Source organism: Streptomyces sp. NPDC053367 (assembly GCF_044545925.1).
Lineage (GTDB): Bacteria > Actinomycetota > Actinomycetes > Streptomycetales > Streptomycetaceae > Streptomyces.
Window position 1 is genome coordinate 1,179,381 of record NZ_JBITYN010000001.1, and the last position, 16,527, is coordinate 1,195,907.

Below are 16,527 nucleotides of genomic sequence, written 5' to 3' on the forward strand. Positions count from 1 at the left end.
TCCTTACAGGCCCATGTCCTTGGCGATGATCGTCTTCATGATCTCGCTGGTGCCGCCGTAGATGCGGTTGACACGGTTGTCCGCGTACAGGCGGGCGATCGGGTACTCGTTCATGTAGCCGTAGCCGCCGTGCAGCTGGAGGCAGCGGTCGATGACGCGGTGGGCGACCTCGGTGCAGAACAGCTTCGCGGAGGCGGCCTCGGCGGGGGTGAGCTCGCCGGCGTCCAGGGCCTCGGTCGCGCGGTCGGCGACGGCCTCGGCGGCGTCCACCTCGGCCTGGCAGGCGGCCAGCTCGAACTTGGTGTTCTGGAAGTGGGCGACCGGCTTGCCGAAGACGGTGCGCTCCTGCACGTACTGCTTGGCGAAGCGGACGGCGGCCTTGGCCTGGGCGTAGGCGCCGAAGGCGATGCCCCAGCGCTCGGAGGCGAGGTTGTGGCCGAGGTAGTAGAAGCCCTTGTTCTCCTCGCCCAGCAGGTCCTCGACCGGCACCTTGACGTCGACGAACGCCAGCTCGGCGGTGTCGGAGGTGCGCAGGCCCAGCTTGTCCAGCTTGCGGCCGATCGAGTAGCCCTCGGACTTGGTGTCCACGGCGAACAGCGAGATGCCGTGGCGGCGGTCCTCGGCGGTGGGCGCCGCGGTGCGGGCGCACACGATCACGCGGTCGGCGTGGACGCCGCCGGTGATGAAGGTCTTGGCGCCGTTGAGGACGTAGTGGGTGCCGTCCTCGGAGAGCTTGGCGGTGGACTTCATGCCCGCGAGGTCGGAGCCGGTGCCCGGCTCGGTCATCGCGATGGCCCACATCTCCTCGCCGGAGACGAACTTCGGCAGGTAGCGCTTCTTCTGCTCGTCCGTCGCCAGCATCTTGAGGTAGGGCAGGGCGAGCAGCACGTGCACGCCGGAGCCGCCGAACTGGACGCCCGCGCGGGCCGTCTCCTCGTACAGGACGGCCTCGAACTTGTGGCTGTCGATGCCCGCGCCGCCGTACTCCTCCGGCACGCTGATGCCGAAGACGCCCAGCTCACCGAGCTTGTAGTAGAACTCGCGCGGCGCCTGGCCGGCCGCGAACCACTCGTCGTACACCGGTACGACCTCGGCCTCGATGAAGGCGCGAAGGGTCTCCCGGAACGCCTCGTGATCCTCGTTGAACACCGTACGGCGCACGCCGCCACCTCCAGCACGGTCACATGTCTAAGCGCTTGCTCAGAGACCCAAGGTACCGGCGAGTAGTCAACGGCGTCCAGAGCCGGAGGGCCGTAACGCTCGTCACTCGCCGGGTCCGGCGTACCGGCGGAACTCGGTCGTCTCGACCGTCCAGGGCCCGAACGGCACCCTGTCGCCGCAGACCGGCGCTTCGGCGCGGCTCAGCCCTCCGCCGCCGCGAACGCCCCCCGCGCCATCCGGTGCAACAGCTCCGCCGTCGCGTCGCGGCCCGGGAGGGAGCCGCCCCGGCCCAGGTGGGGGGTGGAGTTGAGGAGGCCGAAGACGGAGTGGACGGCCGAGCGGGCGGCCGGTTCGGCGAGGTCGGGGTAGACCGTGCGGACGACCTCGACCCAGAGCTCGACGTACTGCCGCTGGAACTGGCGGACCAGCTTGCGGTCGCTGTCCCGGAGGCGGTCCAGCTCACGGTCGTGCAGGGTGATCAGGGGGCGGTCGTCGAGGGCGAAGTCGATGTGTCCCTCGATGAGGGAGTCCAGGAGCCTGGTCGCCGGGACACCGTCCGCCTCCGCCACCCGCCTCTTGGCGCCGGTCAGCAGACGGCCGCTGATACCGACGAGCAGCTCGGCGAGCATCGCGTCCTTGCCCGGGAAGTGGCGGTAGAGGCCCGGCCCGCTGATGCCGACCGCGGCCCCTATCTCGTCCACACCGACGCCGTGGAAGCCGCGTTCGGCGAACAGCCGCGCGGCCTCCTTGAGGATCTGCTCGCGGCGGGTGGGGGCGTCGGTTCTGGTGGCCATGGAACCAATTCTAGACAGGGAGGTTAGCGCTCGTTAACCTGGAGGAAATGCGTTAACGCTCATTAACAAGGTGAGGGGACCCGCAAGGATGGATGAGGCACCGGAGCTTCAGAGCGCGGCCGATCCCGCGTCGGAGGCCTTTCGGGCCAACGAGGAGGCCCACCGGGCGCTCGTCGAGGAGCTGCACGCCAAGCTGGCCGCGGCCCGCCTCGGCGGCGGCGAGAAGGCACGGGCGCGCCACACCGCGCGCGGCAAGCTGCTGCCACGCGACCGCGTGGACACCCTGCTCGACCCCGGTTCGCCCTTCCTGGAGCTCGCTCCCCTCGCGGCCGACGGGATGTACGACGGACAGGCCCCGGCCGCCGGGGTGATCGCCGGCATCGGGCGCGTCGCCGGCCGCGAGTGCGTGGTCGTCGCCAACGACGCCACCGTCAAGGGCGGCACGTACTACCCGATGACCGTGAAGAAGCACCTGCGCGCCCAGGAGGTGGCCCTGGAGAACCGCCTGCCGTGCGTGTACCTGGTCGACTCCGGCGGCGCCTTCCTGCCCATGCAGGACGAGGTGTTCCCGGACCGGGAGCACTTCGGGCGGATCTTCTACAACCAGGCCCGGATGTCGGGGGCCGGCATCCCGCAGATCGCGGCCGTGCTCGGCTCCTGCACCGCGGGCGGGGCGTACGTCCCCGCCATGAGCGACGAGGCCGTGATCGTCCGCAACCAGGGCACGATCTTCCTGGGCGGCCCGCCCCTGGTGAAGGCGGCCACCGGCGAGGTCGTCACCGCGGAGGAGCTCGGCGGCGGCGAGGTGCACTCCCGGGTCTCCGGCGTCACCGACCACCTCGCGGAGGACGACGCGCACGCCCTCAGGATCGTCCGCAACATCGTCTCCACGCTGCCCACGCGCGGGTCCCTGCCCTGGGAGGTGCGCCCGGCGGTCGAGCCCAAGGTGGACCCGGCGGGGCTGTACGGCGCCGTCCCGGTGGACTCCCGCACGCCCTACGACGCCCGCGAGATCATCGCCCGCATCACGGACGGCTCCCGCTTCCAGGAGTTCAAGTCCGAGTTCGGCCAGACCCTGGTCACCGGCTTCGCCCGGATCCACGGCCACCCGGTCGGGATCGTCGCCAACAACGGCATCCTGTTCGCCGAGTCCGCCCAGAAGGGCGCCCACTTCATCGAGCTGTGCGACCAGCGCGGCATCCCGCTGCTGTTCCTGCAGAACATCTCCGGCTTCATGGTCGGCCGGGACTACGAGGCCGGCGGCATCGCCAAGCACGGCGCCAAGATGGTCACCGCCGTCGCCTGCACACGCGTGCCGAAGCTGACCGTCGTCGTCGGCGGCTCGTACGGTGCCGGCAACTACTCCATGTGCGGCCGCGCCTACTCCCCCCGCTTCCTGTGGATGTGGCCCAACGCCAAGATCTCCGTCATGGGCGGCGAGCAGGCCGCCTCGGTCCTCGCGACGGTCAAGCGCGACCAGCTGGAGGCCCGCGGGGAGAGCTGGCCCGTGGAGGAGGAAGAGGCGTTCAAGGCGCCCGTGCGCGAGCAGTACGAGCGCCAGGGGAACGCCTACTACGCGACCGCCCGCCTCTGGGACGACGGGGTCATCGACCCGATGGAGACCCGGCAGGTGCTGGGTCTGGCCCTGACCGCCTGCGCCAACGCCCCGCTGGGTGACCCCCAGTTCGGCGTCTTCCGGATGTGAGGATCATGTTCGACACCGTCCTTGTCGCCAACCGCGGCGAGATCGCCGTCCGCGTCATCCGCACCCTGCGCAAGCTGGGCGTGCGCTCGGTGGCCGTCTTCTCCGACGCCGACTCCGACGCGCGGCATGTGCGGGAGGCCGACACCGCCGTACGGATCGGCCCGGCCCCGGCCGCCGAGAGCTATCTGTCCGTCGAGCGGCTCCTGGAGGCCGCCGCCCGCACCGGCGCGCAGGCCGTCCACCCGGGATACGGCTTCCTCGCGGAGAACGCGGGCTTCGCACGCGCCTGCGCAGAGGCCGGGCTCGTGTTCATCGGGCCGCCCGCGGACGCCATCGCCCTGATGGGCGACAAGATCCGCGCCAAGGAGACCGTGCAGGCGGCCGGGGTGCCCGTGGTGCCCGGCGGCCGCGACCCCGACCTGGCCGAGGCCGCCCGGGATCTCGGCGCGCCCGTGCTGCTCAAGCCCAGCGCGGGCGGCGGCGGCAAGGGCATGCGCCTGGTGCGGGACCTCACCCTGCTGGAGGACGAGATCGCGGCCGCCCGCCGCGAGGCCCGCGCCTCCTTCGGCGACGACACCCTGCTCGTGGAGCGGTGGATCGACCGGCCCCGGCACATCGAGATCCAGGTGCTGGCGGACGGCCACGGCAATGTGGTCCACCTCGGCGAGCGCGAGTGCTCGCTGCAGCGCCGCCACCAGAAGATCATCGAGGAGGCGCCGTCCGTCCTGCTCGACGAGGCCACCCGCGCGGCGATGGGCGAGGCGGCCGTGCAGGCGGCCCGCTCCTGCGGCTACCGGGGCGCGGGCACGGTGGAGTTCATCGTGCCGGGCGTCGACCCGTCGGCGTACTACTTCATGGAGATGAACACCCGCCTCCAGGTGGAGCACCCGGTCACCGAGCTGATCACGGGCCTGGACCTGGTGGAGTGGCAGCTGCGGGTGGCGGCCGGCGAGCCGCTCGCCTTCGGGCAGGACGACGTACGCCTGACCGGGCACGCCGTGGAGGCCCGTATCTGCGCGGAGGACCCCGCGCGCGGGTTCCTGCCCTCCGGCGGGACCGTCCTGAGCTTGCGCGAACCGCAGGGCGACGGCGTCCGCACCGACTCCGGCCTCACCGAGGGCACCGAGGTCGGCAGCCTCTACGACCCGATGCTGTCCAAGGTGATCGCCTACGGCCCCGACCGCGCGACGGCCCTGCGCAGGCTGCGGGCGGCCCTCGCGGAGACGGTCACGCTGGGCGTGCAGACCAACGCCGGGTTCCTGCGCAGGCTGCTGGCCCACCCGGACGTCGTCTCGGGCGACATGGACACCGGCCTGGTGGAGCGGGCGGTCGACGACCTGGTGGTCACCGGCGTCCCCGAGGAGGTGTACGAGGCGGCGGCGGCCGTACGGCTGGACGCGCTGCGGCCCGCCGGAGAGGGCTGGACCGACCCGTTCTCGGTGCCGAGCGGCTGGCGGCTGGGCGGCGACCCGAAGCCGGTGGCGTTCCCGCTGCGGGTGAGCGAGCCGGTGGAGCACACCCCGCGCGGCACCCACACGGTCACGGCCGACTCCGTCTCGGTCACCCTGGACGGCGTCCGGCACACCTTCCACCGCGCCGCCGACTGGCTCGGCCGCGACGGCGACGCCTGGCACGTACGCGACCACGACCCGGTCGCCGCGTCCCTGGACCGGGCCGCCCACGCGGGCAGCGACTCGCTGACCGCGCCCATGCCCGGCACGGTCACCGTCGTGAAGGTCGCCGTCGGCGACGAGGTGACGGCGGGCCAGAGCCTGCTGGTGGTGGAGGCGATGAAGATGGAGCACGTCATCTGCGCCCCGCACGCCGGCACCGTCACCGGGCTGGACGTCACCCCCGGTACGACGGTCGCCATGGACCAGGTGCTCGCGGTCATCGCACCGCACGAGGAGGCGGAGTGATGACGGAGCTTCCGATGGTCGTCCCGGCGCCGGGCCTGCCCGCCCGGGTGCGCATCCACGAGGTGGGCGCACGCGACGGCCTGCAGAACGAGAAGGCGACCGTACCGACCGAGGTCAAGGCGGCGTTCGTCCGCAGGCTGGCCGACGCGGGCCTGACCACGATCGAGGCGACGAGCTTCGTCCACCCCAAGTGGGTGCCCCAACTGGCCGACGCCGAGCAGCTGTTCCCGCTCGTGCGTGACCTGGACGGGGTGGAGCTGCCCGTCCTGGTGCCCAACGAGCGGGGCCTGGAGCGTGCGCTGGCCCTCGGTGCGCGCCGGGTCGCCGTGTTCGCCAGCGCCACCGAGTCCTTCGCCAAGGCCAACCTCAACCGCACGGTCGACGAGGCCCTCGCCATGTTCGAGCCGGTCGTCGCGCGGGCCAGGGCGGAGGGCGGCCACGTCCGCGGCTACCTCTCCATGTGCTTCGGCGACCCCTGGGAGGGCCCGGTCCCCGCGGAGCAGGTCGTCCGGGTGTGCCGGGCGCTCATCGACATGGGCTGCGACGAGCTCAGCCTCGGCGACACCATCGGCGTGGCGACCCCCGGCCAGGTCACCGCGCTGCTCACCGCGCTGAACACCGCCGGGGTGGGCACGGACCGGATCGCCGTCCACTTCCACGACACCTACGGGCAGGCGCTCGCCAACACCTACGCGGCCCTCCGGCACGGCGTCACCACGGTGGACGCCTCCGCGGGCGGGCTCGGCGGCTGCCCGTACGCCAAGTCCGCCACCGGGAACCTCGCCACCGAAGACCTGGTGTGGATGCTGCGGGGCCTCGGCATCGACACCGGCGTAGACCTCGGCCGTCTCGTCGCCACGAGCGCGTGGATGGCCGGCCAGTTGGGCCGACCCAGCCCTTCCCGCACCGTACGAGCCCTCTCCCACCAGGAGCAGTGACACACCATGGACTACCGTCTCACCCCCGAACTGGAAGAACTGCGCCGCACGGTGGAGGAGTTCGCGCACGACGTGGTGGCACCGAAGATCGGTGACCACTACGAGCGGCACGAGTTCCCTTACGAGATCGTGCGCGAGATGGGCCGCATGGGCCTGTTCGGGCTGCCGTTCGACGAGGAGTACGGCGGCATGGGCGGCGACTACCTCGCCCTCGGCGTGGCCCTGGAGGAGCTGGCGCGGGTCGACTCCTCCGTCGCGATCACGCTGGAGGCGGGTGTCTCGCTGGGCGCGATGCCGATCCATCTGTTCGGCACGGACGAGCAGAAGCGCGAGTGGCTGCCGCGGCTGTGCTCGGGCGAGATCCTGGGCGCGTTCGGGCTGACCGAGCCGGACGGCGGCAGCGACGCCGGGGCGACCCGGACGACGGCCCGCCTCGACCCGGAGACGAACGAATGGGTCATCAACGGCACCAAGTGCTTCATCACCAACTCCGGCACCGACATCACCGGCCTGGTGACGGTCACCGCGGTCACCGGCCGCAAGCCGGACGGCAGGCCGCAGATCTCCGCGATCATCGTCCCCTCGGGCACCCCGGGCTTCACGGTCGCGGCGCCGTACTCGAAGGTCGGCTGGAACGCCTCGGACACCCGTGAGCTGTCCTTCGTCGACGTGCGCGTCCCCGCGGCGAACCTGCTCGGCGAGGAGGGCCGCGGGTACGCCCAGTTCCTGCGCATCCTCGACGAGGGCCGCGTCGCCATCGCCGCCCTGGCGACGGGCCTGGCGCAGGGCTGTGTGGACGAGTCGGTGAAGTACGCGCAGGAACGTCACGCCTTCGGCCGTCCGATCGGCGCCAACCAGGCCATCCAGTTCAAGATCGCCGACATGGAGATGAAGGCCCACACCGCCCGTCTCGCCTGGCGCGACGCGGCCGTCCGGCTGGTCTCCGGCGCCCCCTTCAAGAAGGAGGCCGCGCTCGCCAAGCTGTACTCGTCGACGATCGCCGTCGACAACGCCCGGGACGCCACCCAGATCCACGGCGGCTACGGCTTCATGAACGAGTACCCGGTCGCCCGTATGTGGCGCGACTCCAAGATCCTGGAGATCGGCGAGGGCACGAGCGAGGTGCAGCGCATGCTGATCGCGCGGGAGCTGGGCCTGGCCGGCTAGCGGTCGCCGCGCCTCACCTTGTTACGACGGCGACTGCTACAAGTTCTGATCCGCGTGCGACGCCTGGCACCCGTCTGCCTGGCCCTGGCCGCCGCCCTGCTCGGCTGCTCCTCCGGGAGCGGCCCGGGCGGGGGCGGCGCCCCGGCCGAGCGGCCCGACTTCGACTCCGCCCAGCACATCCTGACTCGTGGCGGAGGACCGGGTGTAGTGACCCGCAGCCGTGTGAACAACGCTGCGGGGGACTACATCCAGGGCGCGGGCACTCATGGCGGTGATCACACCGCCCCGCCCTCTGGACACCGGCTGAGGTTAGGCTAACCTACCTTCGAATTGTCCGGCGGGCCTCCGCCCTGTTCGAAAGCAGCCAGCCATGTCCCATGCCCGTGCCACCCACCTCACCCGCCGCGGCATCCTCGCCGCCGGCGGCGCCCTCGGCCTCGGCGCCGTCCTCGCGGCCTGCGGCGACGACGACGCGAAAAGCGGTGGTGCGGACACCGAGGCCTCCGGCAAGGCGTCCGGCCCCTGGACGTTCAAGGACGACCGCGGCACGACCGTGAAGCTGGACAAGGTGCCGGAGAACATCGTCGCGTTCACCGGTGTCGCCGCCGCCCTCTTCGACTACGGCATCTCGGTCAAGGGCGTCTTCGGCCCCACCAAGACGCAGGACGGCAAGCCCGACGTCCAGGCCGGCGACATGGACATCACCAAGGTGAAGGTCCTCGGCAACGTCTGGGGTCAGTTCAACGTCGAGCAGTACGCGGCCCTCGCCCCCGAGGTGCTCATCACCACCACCTTCGACTCCGCGGGCACCCTCTGGTACGTCCCCGAGGAGTCCAAGGACAAGATCGCCCAGCTCGCCCCGAGCGTGGCCATCTCCGCGTACGACCGCAAGCTCGACGTCTCCCTCGCGCGGATGCTGGAGCTCGCCGAGTCGCTCGGCGCCGACGCCGCTTCCGCGAAGGTGACCGACGCGAAGAAGCGGTTCGAGGAGGCCTCCGCGCGACTGCGGGCCGCCGCCAAGGCCAAGCCGAACATCAAGGTGATGGCCGGCTCCGCCAGCCAGGACCTGTTCTACGTCTCCGGCTCCAACCTGTCTCTGGACCTGGAGTACTTCAAGGCGCTGGGCGTGAACTTCGTCGAGCCGCCGGAGAAGGCGAAGGCGCAGGGCGGCGGCTGGTACGAGTCGCTCAGCTGGGAGAACGTCGACAAGTACGACGCCGACATCATCATGATGGACGACCGGTCCTCGACGATCCAGCCCGCCGACATCACCGAGGGCACCTGGAAGAAGCTGCCCGCGGTGAAGGCGGGGCAGGTCATCGCGCGGTCGCCCGAGCCGATCCTGTCGTACGCCAAGTGTGTGGCGCTGGTGGAGGACCTTGCGGAGGCGCTGGAGAAGGCCAAGAAGGTCGCCTGAGCCTGATCGCCTCTCGCCGTGAGGAGCTGCGGGCCGACTGTGGCCGGTCGCGCAGTTCCCCGCGCCCCTCAAGGGCACATCACCCCAGGAGCCTCCATGAGTACGCCCGACACTCTTGCCTTTCGGTTCTTCTCCCTCCATGTGGTGCGGACGCGGCGGCTCGGCCCCTCCCTCGTCCGTGTCACCTTCGCCGGGGACGACCTCGCCCACTTCCACTCCGGCGGACGTGACCAGTCGCTGTCACTGTTCATCCCGGCCGAGGGCCGGACAGAGCCCGGCGTGCCGGTCGAGGAGGGGGAGAACTGGTGGCAGGCGTGGCGTGAACAGCCCGACGGCGTACGGGCGGTGATGCGGTCGTACACCCTGCGGGCACTGCGCCGGGAGCCGGACGAGATCGACATCGACTTCGTGCTGCACGGCGTCGGACCGGATGCGGCCGTACCGGCCGGGCCCGCCTCACGGTGGGCCGCGCGGGCGAAGGCCGGGGACAGGGTGCAGCTGATCGGGCCCGCCGTCACCGACAACCGCGCGATCAGGTTCCGGCCGCCCGAGGGCACCGACCTGGTGCTGATGTGGGGCGACGAGACGGCGCTGCCCGCCCTGCTGGCCTGCGTGGAGGCACTGCCGGCCGGGACGCCGGTGCGCGCCTGGGTGGAGGTCTCGGACGCCGGGGACGTCCAGCAGGTCAGCACCCCGGCCGACGCCGAGGTGACCTGGCTGGTGCGCGACGAGAGCTGCGCCGAGGGGTCCCCCATGGCCCTCGGCGCGATCAAGCAGGCCGAACTGCCGCCCGCCGCGAAGCCGTACGTGTGGATCGCGGGCGAGTCCGGCTGTGTGAAGACGCTGCGCCGGCACTTCGTGGGCGAGCGCGGGATCGAGCGCCGGCAGGTCACGTTCGTCGGGTACTGGCGGCGCGGTCTGACGGAGGAGCAGTTGCGCGAGCTGCCGGAGGACTGAACTGCCGTCACCCGTAAGGCGACGGCAACCGGAGTGACCGCTGTCACTTGAGGGGCGGACCATGGCGGATTCAACTGAGGTTAGGCTAACCTAAGTTCGAAGCCAGGGTTCCGCCCCTCTTCGCCTTCCTCGGTCCGTCCCCACCCGGAGGCCCCCCGCATGCGCTCGCACCTGCTCAATGACACGACCGCGGAGCACTACCGCCGTTCCGTGACCGAAGGAGTCGAGCGGGTGGCGGCCAAACTCGCCACCGCAGACCGCCCGTTCACCGGCGTGGCGGTCGACACCCTCGCCCCCCGCATCGAGCGCATCGACCTGTCCAGCCCGCTGCACGACACCGCGGCCGTCCTGGACGAGCTGGAGGACGTCTACCTCCGGGACGCCGTCTACTTCCACCACCCCCGCTACCTCGCCCACCTCAACTGCCCGGTGGTCATCCCGGCCGTGCTGGGCGAGGCGGTCCTGTCCGCCGTCAACTCCTCCCTGGACACCTGGGACCAGTCGGCGGGCGGCACCCTCATCGAGCGCAAGCTGATCCACTGGACCGCCGAGCGCATCGGCCTCGGCGAGAACGCAGACGGTGTCTTCACCTCCGGCGGCAGCCAGTCCAACCTCCAGGCGCTGCTGCTCGCCCGGGAGGAGGCCAAGACCGACGACCTCGGCTCCCTGCGGATCTTCGCCTCCGAGGTCAGCCACTTCAGCGTGAAGAAGTCCGCGAAGCTGCTGGGCCTCGGCCAGGACGCGGTCGTCTCCGTCCCGGTCGACCACGACAAGCGCATGCAGACCGTCGCCCTCGCCCGCGAGCTCCAGCGCTGCACGGACGCCGGCCTCGTCCCCATGGCCGTCGTCGCCACCGCGGGCACCACCGACTTCGGCTCCATCGACCCGCTGCCGGAGATCGCCGAGCTGTGCGAGCAGTTCGGCACCTGGCTGCACGTCGACGCCGCCTACGGCTGCGGTCTGCTGGTCTCGCTGAAGCGCCGCGCCCTCCTGGACGGGATCGAGCGCGCCGACTCGGTCACCGTCGACTACCACAAGTCCTTCTTCCAGCCGGTGAGTTCCTCCGCGATCCTGGTGCGCGACGCGGCCACCCTGCGCCACGCCACGTACCACGCGGACTACCTCAACCCGCGCCGCGCCGCGGCCGAGCGCATCCCCAACCAGGTCGACAAGTCCCTGCAGACCACCCGCCGCTTCGACGCGCTCAAGCTGTGGATGACCCTGCGGGTGATGGGCGCCGACGGCGTCGGACAGCTCTTCGACGAGGTGTGCGACCTGGCCGAGGAGGGCTGGCGGCTGCTGGCGGCCGACCCGCGCTACGACGTGGTCGTCGAACCGTCGCTGTCCACCCTGGTCTTCCGCTACATCCCCGCCGCCGTCACCGACCCGGCCGAGATCGACCGCGCCAACCTCTACGCCCGCAAGGCCCTGTTCGCCTCCGGTGACGCGATCGTCGCGGGCACCAAGGTCGCCGGCCGCCACTACCTGAAGTTCACCCTGCTCAACCCCGAGACGCAGGCGTCCGACATCGCCGCCGTCCTCGACCTGATCGCCGGCCACGCCGAGCAGTACCTGGGAGAATCCCTTGACCGCGCTTCCTGAAGCCACCGAGTCCACGACCACGGCCTACGACTTCGTGGGCATCGGGCTCGGCCCCTTCAACCTCGGCCTGGCCTGCCTCACCGAGCCCATCGCCGAACTGGACGGCGTCTTCCTGGAGTCCAAGCCGGACTTCGAGTGGCACGCCGGCATGTTCCTCGACGGCGCCCACCTCCAGACGCCGTTCATGTCCGACCTCGTCACCCTGGCGGACCCGACCTCGCCGTACTCCTTCCTGAACTACCTGAAGGAGAAGGGCCGGCTGTACTCGTTCTACATCCGCGAGAACTTCTACCCGCTGCGCGTCGAGTACGACGACTACTGCCGCTGGGCCGCGAACAAGCTGAGCAGCGTCCGCTTCGGCACGACCGTCACCGAGGTGACGTACGAGGACGAGCTGTACGTCGTACGGACGGAGGCCGGCGAGACCTACCGGGGCCGCCGGCTCGTCCTCGGCACCGGCACCTCCCCGCACTACCCGAAGGCCGTCGACGGCCTGGGCGGCGACTTCTTCCACAACTCCCGCTATGTGCAGAACAAGGCGGAGCTGCAGAAGAAGCGGTCCATCACGATCGTCGGCTCCGGCCAGTCCGCCGCCGAGATCTACTACGACCTGCTCGCCGAGATCGACGTCCACGGCTACCAGCTGAACTGGGTCACCCGCTCCCCGCGGTTCTTCCCGCTGGAGTACACCAAGCTCACGCTGGAGATGACGTCCCCGGAGTACATCGACTACTTCCGCGCGCTGCCCGAGACGACCCGCTATCGCCTCACCCAGCAGCAGAAGGGCCTGTTCAAGGGCATCGACGGCGACCTGATCAACGAGATCTTCGACCTGCTCTACCAGAAGAACCTCGGCGGCCCCGTCCCCACCCGGCTGCTCACCAACTCCTCGCTGAACGCCGCGCGGTACGGGAACGGCACGTACACCCTCTCCTTCCGCCAGGAGGAGCAGGAGAAGGACTACGAGCTCCGGAGCGAGGGCCTGGTGCTGGCCACCGGCTACGCCTACGCCGAGCCCGAGTTCCTCGGCCCCGTCCACGACCGGCTGGTGCGCGACTCCCACGGCAACTTCGACGTGGCCCGCAACTACTCCATCGACGTCACCGGCCGCGGAGTCTTCCTGCAGAACGCCGGCGTCCACGCCCACAGCATCACCAGCCCCGACCTGGGCATGGGCGCGTACCGCAACAGCTGCATCATCAGGGAGCTGCTCGGCTCCGAGTACTACCCGGTCGAGAAGTCGATCGCCTTCCAGGAGTTCGCCGTATGAGCACCACCACGACCTTCACGTTCCGCCCCCTCGACCCCCTGAAGGACGCCGAGCTCCTGCACACCTGGGTCACCCACCCCAAGGCCGCGTTCTGGATGATGCAGGACGCGAAGCTGGAGGACGTCGAGCGCGCCTACATGGAGATCGCGGCCGACGAGCACCACCACGCGCTGCTCGGCCTGAAGGACGGCGTGCCCGCGTTCCTGATGGAGCACTACGACCCGGCCCGGCGGGAGCTGGTCGGGCTGTACGAGCCGCAGCCCGGGGACATCGGCATGCACTTCCTCACCCCGCCGACCGACAGGCCCGTGCACGGCTTCACCAGGGCCGTGATCACCGCGGTGATGGCCCGCCTCTTCGAGGACCCGGCCGTCCGGCGGGTCGTCGTGGAGCCGGACGTGGACAACAAGGCGGTGCACGCGCTGAACGCGGCCGTCGGCTTCGTGCCCGAGCGCGAGATCCAGAAGCCGGAGAAGAGGGCCCTGCTCAGCTTCTGCACCCGCGAGCAGTTCGAGAAGGCGGTGGCCGCGTGACCCTCGCCGACGCCGTCGCCCACCTCACCCCCGAACGCTGGGAGCAGGCCAACCGCCTGCTGATCCGCAAGGCGCTCGCCGAGTTCGCCCACGAGCGGCTGCTCACGCCCGAGCCGGAGGGCGAGTCGTACGTCGTCCGCAGCGACGACGGCCTCACCGGCTACCGCTTCACCGCCGTACGCCGGGCCCTGGACCACTGGCAGATCGACGCCGACTCCATATCCCGGCACCGGGACGGGGCCGAACTGCCTCTCGCGACACTGGACTTCTTCATCGAGTTCAGGGACGCCCTGGGGCTGAGCGCCGAGATCCTGCCCGTCTACCTGGAGGAGATCTCCTCCACCCTCTCCGGCACCTGCTACAAGCTCACCAAGCCGCAGATCCCGGTCGCCGAGCTCCTCGACAGCGGCTTCCAGGCCATCGAGCAGGGGATGACCGAGGGCCACCCCTGCTTCGTCGCCAACAACGGCCGCCTCGGCTTCGGCGTCCACGAGTACCTGTCGTACGCCCCCGAGACCGCGAGCCCGGTCCGCCTGGTGTGGCTGGCCGCCCACCGCTCCCGCGCCGCGTTCACGGCCGGCGCCGGCATCGAGTACGAGACGTTCGTACGGCAGGAGCTGGGCGAGGCGGCCGTCGAGCGGTTCGACAAGCAGCTCACGGACCTGGGCCTGGACCCGGCCGACTACCTCCTCATCCCCGTCCACCCCTGGCAGTGGTGGAACAAGCTCACGGTCACCTTCGCCGCGGAGGTCGCCCGCCGGCACCTGGTGTGCCTGGGCGAGGGCGAGGACGAGTACCTGGCCCAGCAGTCCATCCGGACCTTCTTCAACACCTCGCACCCCGAGAAGCACTACGTCAAGACGGCCCTGTCCGTCATCAACATGGGCTTCATGCGCGGGCTGTCGGCCGCCTACATGGAGGCCACCCCGGCGATCAACGACTGGCTGGCCCAGCTGATCGACAACGACCCCGTGCTGAAGTCGGCCGGCCTCACGATCATCCGGGAGCGCGCGGCCGTCGGTTACCGGCACCTGGAGTACGAGCGGGCCACCGACCGCTACTCGCCCTACCGCAAGATGCTGGCCGCGCTGTGGCGGGAGAGCCCGGTCGGCTCCCTCCAGGACGGCGAGTCCCTCGCCACGATGGCCTCGCTCCTCCACGTCGACCACGAGGGCCACGGCTTCGCGGCCGCGCTGATCGAGCGCTCGGGCCTCGCACCGCAGGAATGGCTGCGCCGCTATCTGCGGGCGTACTACGTGCCGCTGCTGCACAGCTTCTACGCCTACGACCTCGCGTACATGCCGCACGGCGAGAACACGATCCTGGTCCTGAAGGACGGGGCGGTCGAGCGGGCGATCTACAAGGACATCGCCGAGGAGATCGTCGTCATGGACCCGGACGCGGTGCTGCCGCCCGAGGTGACCCGCATCCGGGTGGAGGTCCCCGAGGACCAGAAGCTCCTCTCCGTCTTCACGGACGTCTTCGACTGCTTCTTCCGCTTCCTCGCCGCGAACCTCGCCGCCGAGGGCGTCCTGGAGGAGGACGACTTCTGGCGCACGGTCGCCGAGGTCACCCGCGCCTACCAGGAGGCGACACCCGAACTGGCCGACAAGTTCCGCCAGTACGACATGTTCGCCCCCGAGTTCACGCTGTCCTGCCTCAACCGCCTCCAGCTGCGCGACAACAAGCAGATGGTGGACCTGGCGGACCCGTCGGCGGCCCTCCAGCTGATCGGCACCCTGCGGAACCCGATCGCCGGGTTCTGACGTCCCCGAGGACGAGCGGGCGCCCCCGGAGACGGTTCCTCCGGAGGCGCCCGCCGCCGTTTCGCGGGATGGCACGATGGAACAGTGGCGGAAATCATCCAGAGAGACGGCACGTGGGTCTTCGACGGCGACGCGCTGCGGCTGACACCGGGACGGGACAAGAGCGTCGGGCTTCTGCGCCGCGAGCTGGGTGAACTGGTCGTGCCGCTGCGGGCGTCGGCGGGAATCTCGTTCGAGCAGGGGAAGAGGTCCGGGCGGCTGAGGCTGCGGCTGCGCGAGGGCGCCGACCCCCTCCTGCAGGCGACGGGCGGCCGGCTCGCCGAGCCCCACGACCCGTACCAGCTGCTCGTCGACCCCGACCGCTACGGCGTCGCCGAGTACTTCGCGGACGAGGTCCGGGCCGCCCTGCTGCTGGAGGACGTGCCGCCCGTCCCCCTGGACCACTATCTGCTGCCCGGGCCGGCCGTCCCGCTGTCCGCGTCCGCCGGGGACGGCACGGCCTCGTTCGACGGCGAGTACGTGCGCCTGGAGTGGAACTGGAAGACGGAGGACGCCAAGGCCTCGGCGGGCGCCCGCACGATCGCGGTCTCCGACATCGCGGCGGTCGAGTGGCTGCCGGCGGCCGGCCTGGAGAACGGCCATCTGCGCTTCACGGTGAAGCACTCCCCCACCAAGGCGCCGCCGAAGTACGACCCGCACGCGGTCGAGCTGTGGGGCTTCAAGAAGGACCCGCTGATGGCCCTGGTGGCGGCCGCCGTCCAGGCCCGCCTCCCGCACCCGGCCGCACCGGCCGACGACCTGCCGTCCGCCCCGCCCCCGCCCCCGGCGGCCCCCGAGGACGATCACGACGCCCTGCTGCGACGGCTGCGCGAGCTGGGCGACCTGCACCGCACCGGCGTCCTGACGGACGAGGAGTTCACCCTGGCGAAACAGGCGATCCTCAAGCGAATGTGACAAAGCGGCCCCTTCCCGCTGACCGCCTGCCCGAAATCGGGCAAGATTGTTGCGTAACGTTGTCGACTCCTCCAGGATCTACGGGTGCACGACGAACTGGTTGATCATCTGACGCGGTCGACGCCCCTGAACCGGGGCGAGGCGCTGAGGGTGATCCAGGACGTGCTCGCCTACTTCGACGAGACGACCACCGAGTTCGTCCGTCGCCGCCACCGCGAGCTGCAGGCCCAGGGCCTGCTGAACGCGGAGATCTTCGAACGGATCGAGGCGGACCTCAAATACCGGGCGGTGGCCCCGCCGGAGCTCTCGCTCCGGCAGCTGCGCCGGATCGTCTACGGCTGAGT

The 16,527-nt window shown here is 70.7% G+C and carries 14 protein-coding genes; 12 read left to right on the forward strand and 2 right to left on the reverse strand.

Annotation, left to right across the window (positions count from 1 at the left end):
• Positions 1-3 precede the first annotated feature (3 nt).
• Positions 4-1,161 (reverse strand): acyl-CoA dehydrogenase family protein, encoded by a 1,158-nt coding sequence (locus ACIGXJ_RS05395; RefSeq protein WP_399641803.1) that lies wholly within the window; start codon positions 1,159-1,161, stop codon positions 4-6.
• A gap of 200 nt (positions 1,162-1,361) precedes the next feature.
• Positions 1,362-1,955, reverse strand: a complete 594-nt coding sequence (locus ACIGXJ_RS05400; RefSeq protein ID WP_399641805.1) for a TetR/AcrR family transcriptional regulator — start codon at positions 1,953-1,955, stop codon at positions 1,362-1,364.
• 88 nt (positions 1,956-2,043) lie between these two features.
• Here ACIGXJ_RS05400 and ACIGXJ_RS05405 point away from each other — a divergent pair, with 88 nt between their 5' ends.
• The 12 genes from ACIGXJ_RS05405 to ACIGXJ_RS05460 all read left to right on the forward strand — a co-directional run bounded on the left by ACIGXJ_RS05405 (position 2,044) and on the right by ACIGXJ_RS05460 (position 16,525).
• Positions 2,044-3,660: a carboxyl transferase domain-containing protein gene (locus tag ACIGXJ_RS05405; protein WP_399641807.1), complete on the forward strand. Its 1,617-nt coding sequence runs from the start codon at positions 2,044-2,046 to the stop codon at positions 3,658-3,660.
• 5 nt (positions 3,661-3,665) lie between these two features.
• Positions 3,666-5,579 (forward strand): acetyl/propionyl/methylcrotonyl-CoA carboxylase subunit alpha, encoded by a 1,914-nt coding sequence (locus ACIGXJ_RS05410; protein ID WP_399641809.1) that lies wholly within the window; start codon positions 3,666-3,668, stop codon positions 5,577-5,579.
• Positions 5,579-6,517: a hydroxymethylglutaryl-CoA lyase gene (locus ACIGXJ_RS05415; RefSeq protein WP_399641811.1), complete on the forward strand. Its 939-nt coding sequence runs from the start codon at positions 5,579-5,581 to the stop codon at positions 6,515-6,517. Before ACIGXJ_RS05410 ends, ACIGXJ_RS05415 begins: the two co-directional genes overlap by 1 nt.
• A gap of 6 nt (positions 6,518-6,523) precedes the next feature.
• The gene (locus tag ACIGXJ_RS05420) at positions 6,524-7,684 is read left to right on the forward strand and encodes an acyl-CoA dehydrogenase family protein (protein ID WP_399641812.1); all 1,161 of its coding nucleotides are present in this window, start codon (positions 6,524-6,526) and stop codon (positions 7,682-7,684) included.
• 370 nt (positions 7,685-8,054) lie between these two features.
• Complete coding sequence (locus tag ACIGXJ_RS05425; RefSeq protein ID WP_399641813.1) at positions 8,055-9,101, forward strand: ABC transporter substrate-binding protein; 1,047 nt, start codon at positions 8,055-8,057, stop codon at positions 9,099-9,101.
• A 96-nt stretch (positions 9,102-9,197) separates the two neighbouring features.
• Positions 9,198-10,058, forward strand: coding sequence for a siderophore-interacting protein (locus tag ACIGXJ_RS05430; RefSeq protein ID WP_399641815.1), 861 nt, complete (start codon positions 9,198-9,200; stop codon positions 10,056-10,058).
• Positions 10,059-10,217: 159 nt separating this feature from the next.
• Positions 10,218-11,660, forward strand: coding sequence for a lysine decarboxylase DesA (desA, locus tag ACIGXJ_RS05435; RefSeq protein WP_399641817.1), 1,443 nt, complete (start codon positions 10,218-10,220; stop codon positions 11,658-11,660).
• Positions 11,644-12,930, forward strand: coding sequence for a lysine N(6)-hydroxylase/L-ornithine N(5)-oxygenase family protein (locus ACIGXJ_RS05440; protein WP_399641819.1), 1,287 nt, complete (start codon positions 11,644-11,646; stop codon positions 12,928-12,930). The genes desA and ACIGXJ_RS05440 overlap by 17 nt, the downstream gene beginning before the upstream one ends.
• Positions 12,927-13,463: a GNAT family N-acetyltransferase gene (locus tag ACIGXJ_RS05445; RefSeq protein ID WP_399641820.1), complete on the forward strand. Its 537-nt coding sequence runs from the start codon at positions 12,927-12,929 to the stop codon at positions 13,461-13,463. Before ACIGXJ_RS05440 ends, ACIGXJ_RS05445 begins: the two co-directional genes overlap by 4 nt.
• A complete protein-coding gene (locus ACIGXJ_RS05450; protein ID WP_399641822.1) occupies positions 13,460-15,229 on the forward strand; it encodes an IucA/IucC family protein in 1,770 nt (589 codons plus the stop codon). The genes ACIGXJ_RS05445 and ACIGXJ_RS05450 overlap by 4 nt, the downstream gene beginning before the upstream one ends.
• An 84-nt stretch (positions 15,230-15,313) precedes the next feature.
• Positions 15,314-16,183 carry a DUF4429 domain-containing protein gene (locus ACIGXJ_RS05455; protein WP_399641823.1) on the forward strand — a complete coding sequence of 290 codons (870 nt, stop codon included), beginning with the start codon at positions 15,314-15,316 and terminating at the stop codon, positions 16,181-16,183.
• Between the two features lie 84 nt (positions 16,184-16,267).
• On the forward strand, positions 16,268-16,525 hold the full coding sequence (locus ACIGXJ_RS05460) for a hypothetical protein (RefSeq protein WP_399641824.1): 258 nt from the start codon (positions 16,268-16,270) through the stop codon (positions 16,523-16,525).
• Positions 16,526-16,527: the final 2 nt, after the last annotated feature.

Coding starts and splice junctions, on each gene's coding strand:
- ACIGXJ_RS05430 (WP_399641815.1), top strand. CDS start 9,198: ATGAGTACGCCCGACACTCTTGCCTTTCGGTTCTTCTCCCTCCATGTG.
- ACIGXJ_RS05420 (WP_399641812.1), top strand. CDS start 6,524: ATGGACTACCGTCTCACCCCCGAACTGGAAGAACTGCGCCGCACGGTG.
- ACIGXJ_RS05410 (WP_399641809.1), top strand. CDS start 3,666: ATGTTCGACACCGTCCTTGTCGCCAACCGCGGCGAGATCGCCGTCCGC.
- desA (WP_399641817.1), top strand. CDS start 10,218: ATGCGCTCGCACCTGCTCAATGACACGACCGCGGAGCACTACCGCCGT.
- ACIGXJ_RS05400 (WP_399641805.1), bottom strand. CDS start 1,955: ATGGCCACCAGAACCGACGCCCCCACCCGCCGCGAGCAGATCCTCAAG.
- ACIGXJ_RS05405 (WP_399641807.1), top strand. CDS start 2,044: ATGGATGAGGCACCGGAGCTTCAGAGCGCGGCCGATCCCGCGTCGGAG.
- ACIGXJ_RS05445 (WP_399641820.1), top strand. CDS start 12,927: ATGAGCACCACCACGACCTTCACGTTCCGCCCCCTCGACCCCCTGAAG.
- ACIGXJ_RS05415 (WP_399641811.1), top strand. CDS start 5,579: ATGACGGAGCTTCCGATGGTCGTCCCGGCGCCGGGCCTGCCCGCCCGG.
- ACIGXJ_RS05425 (WP_399641813.1), top strand. CDS start 8,055: ATGTCCCATGCCCGTGCCACCCACCTCACCCGCCGCGGCATCCTCGCC.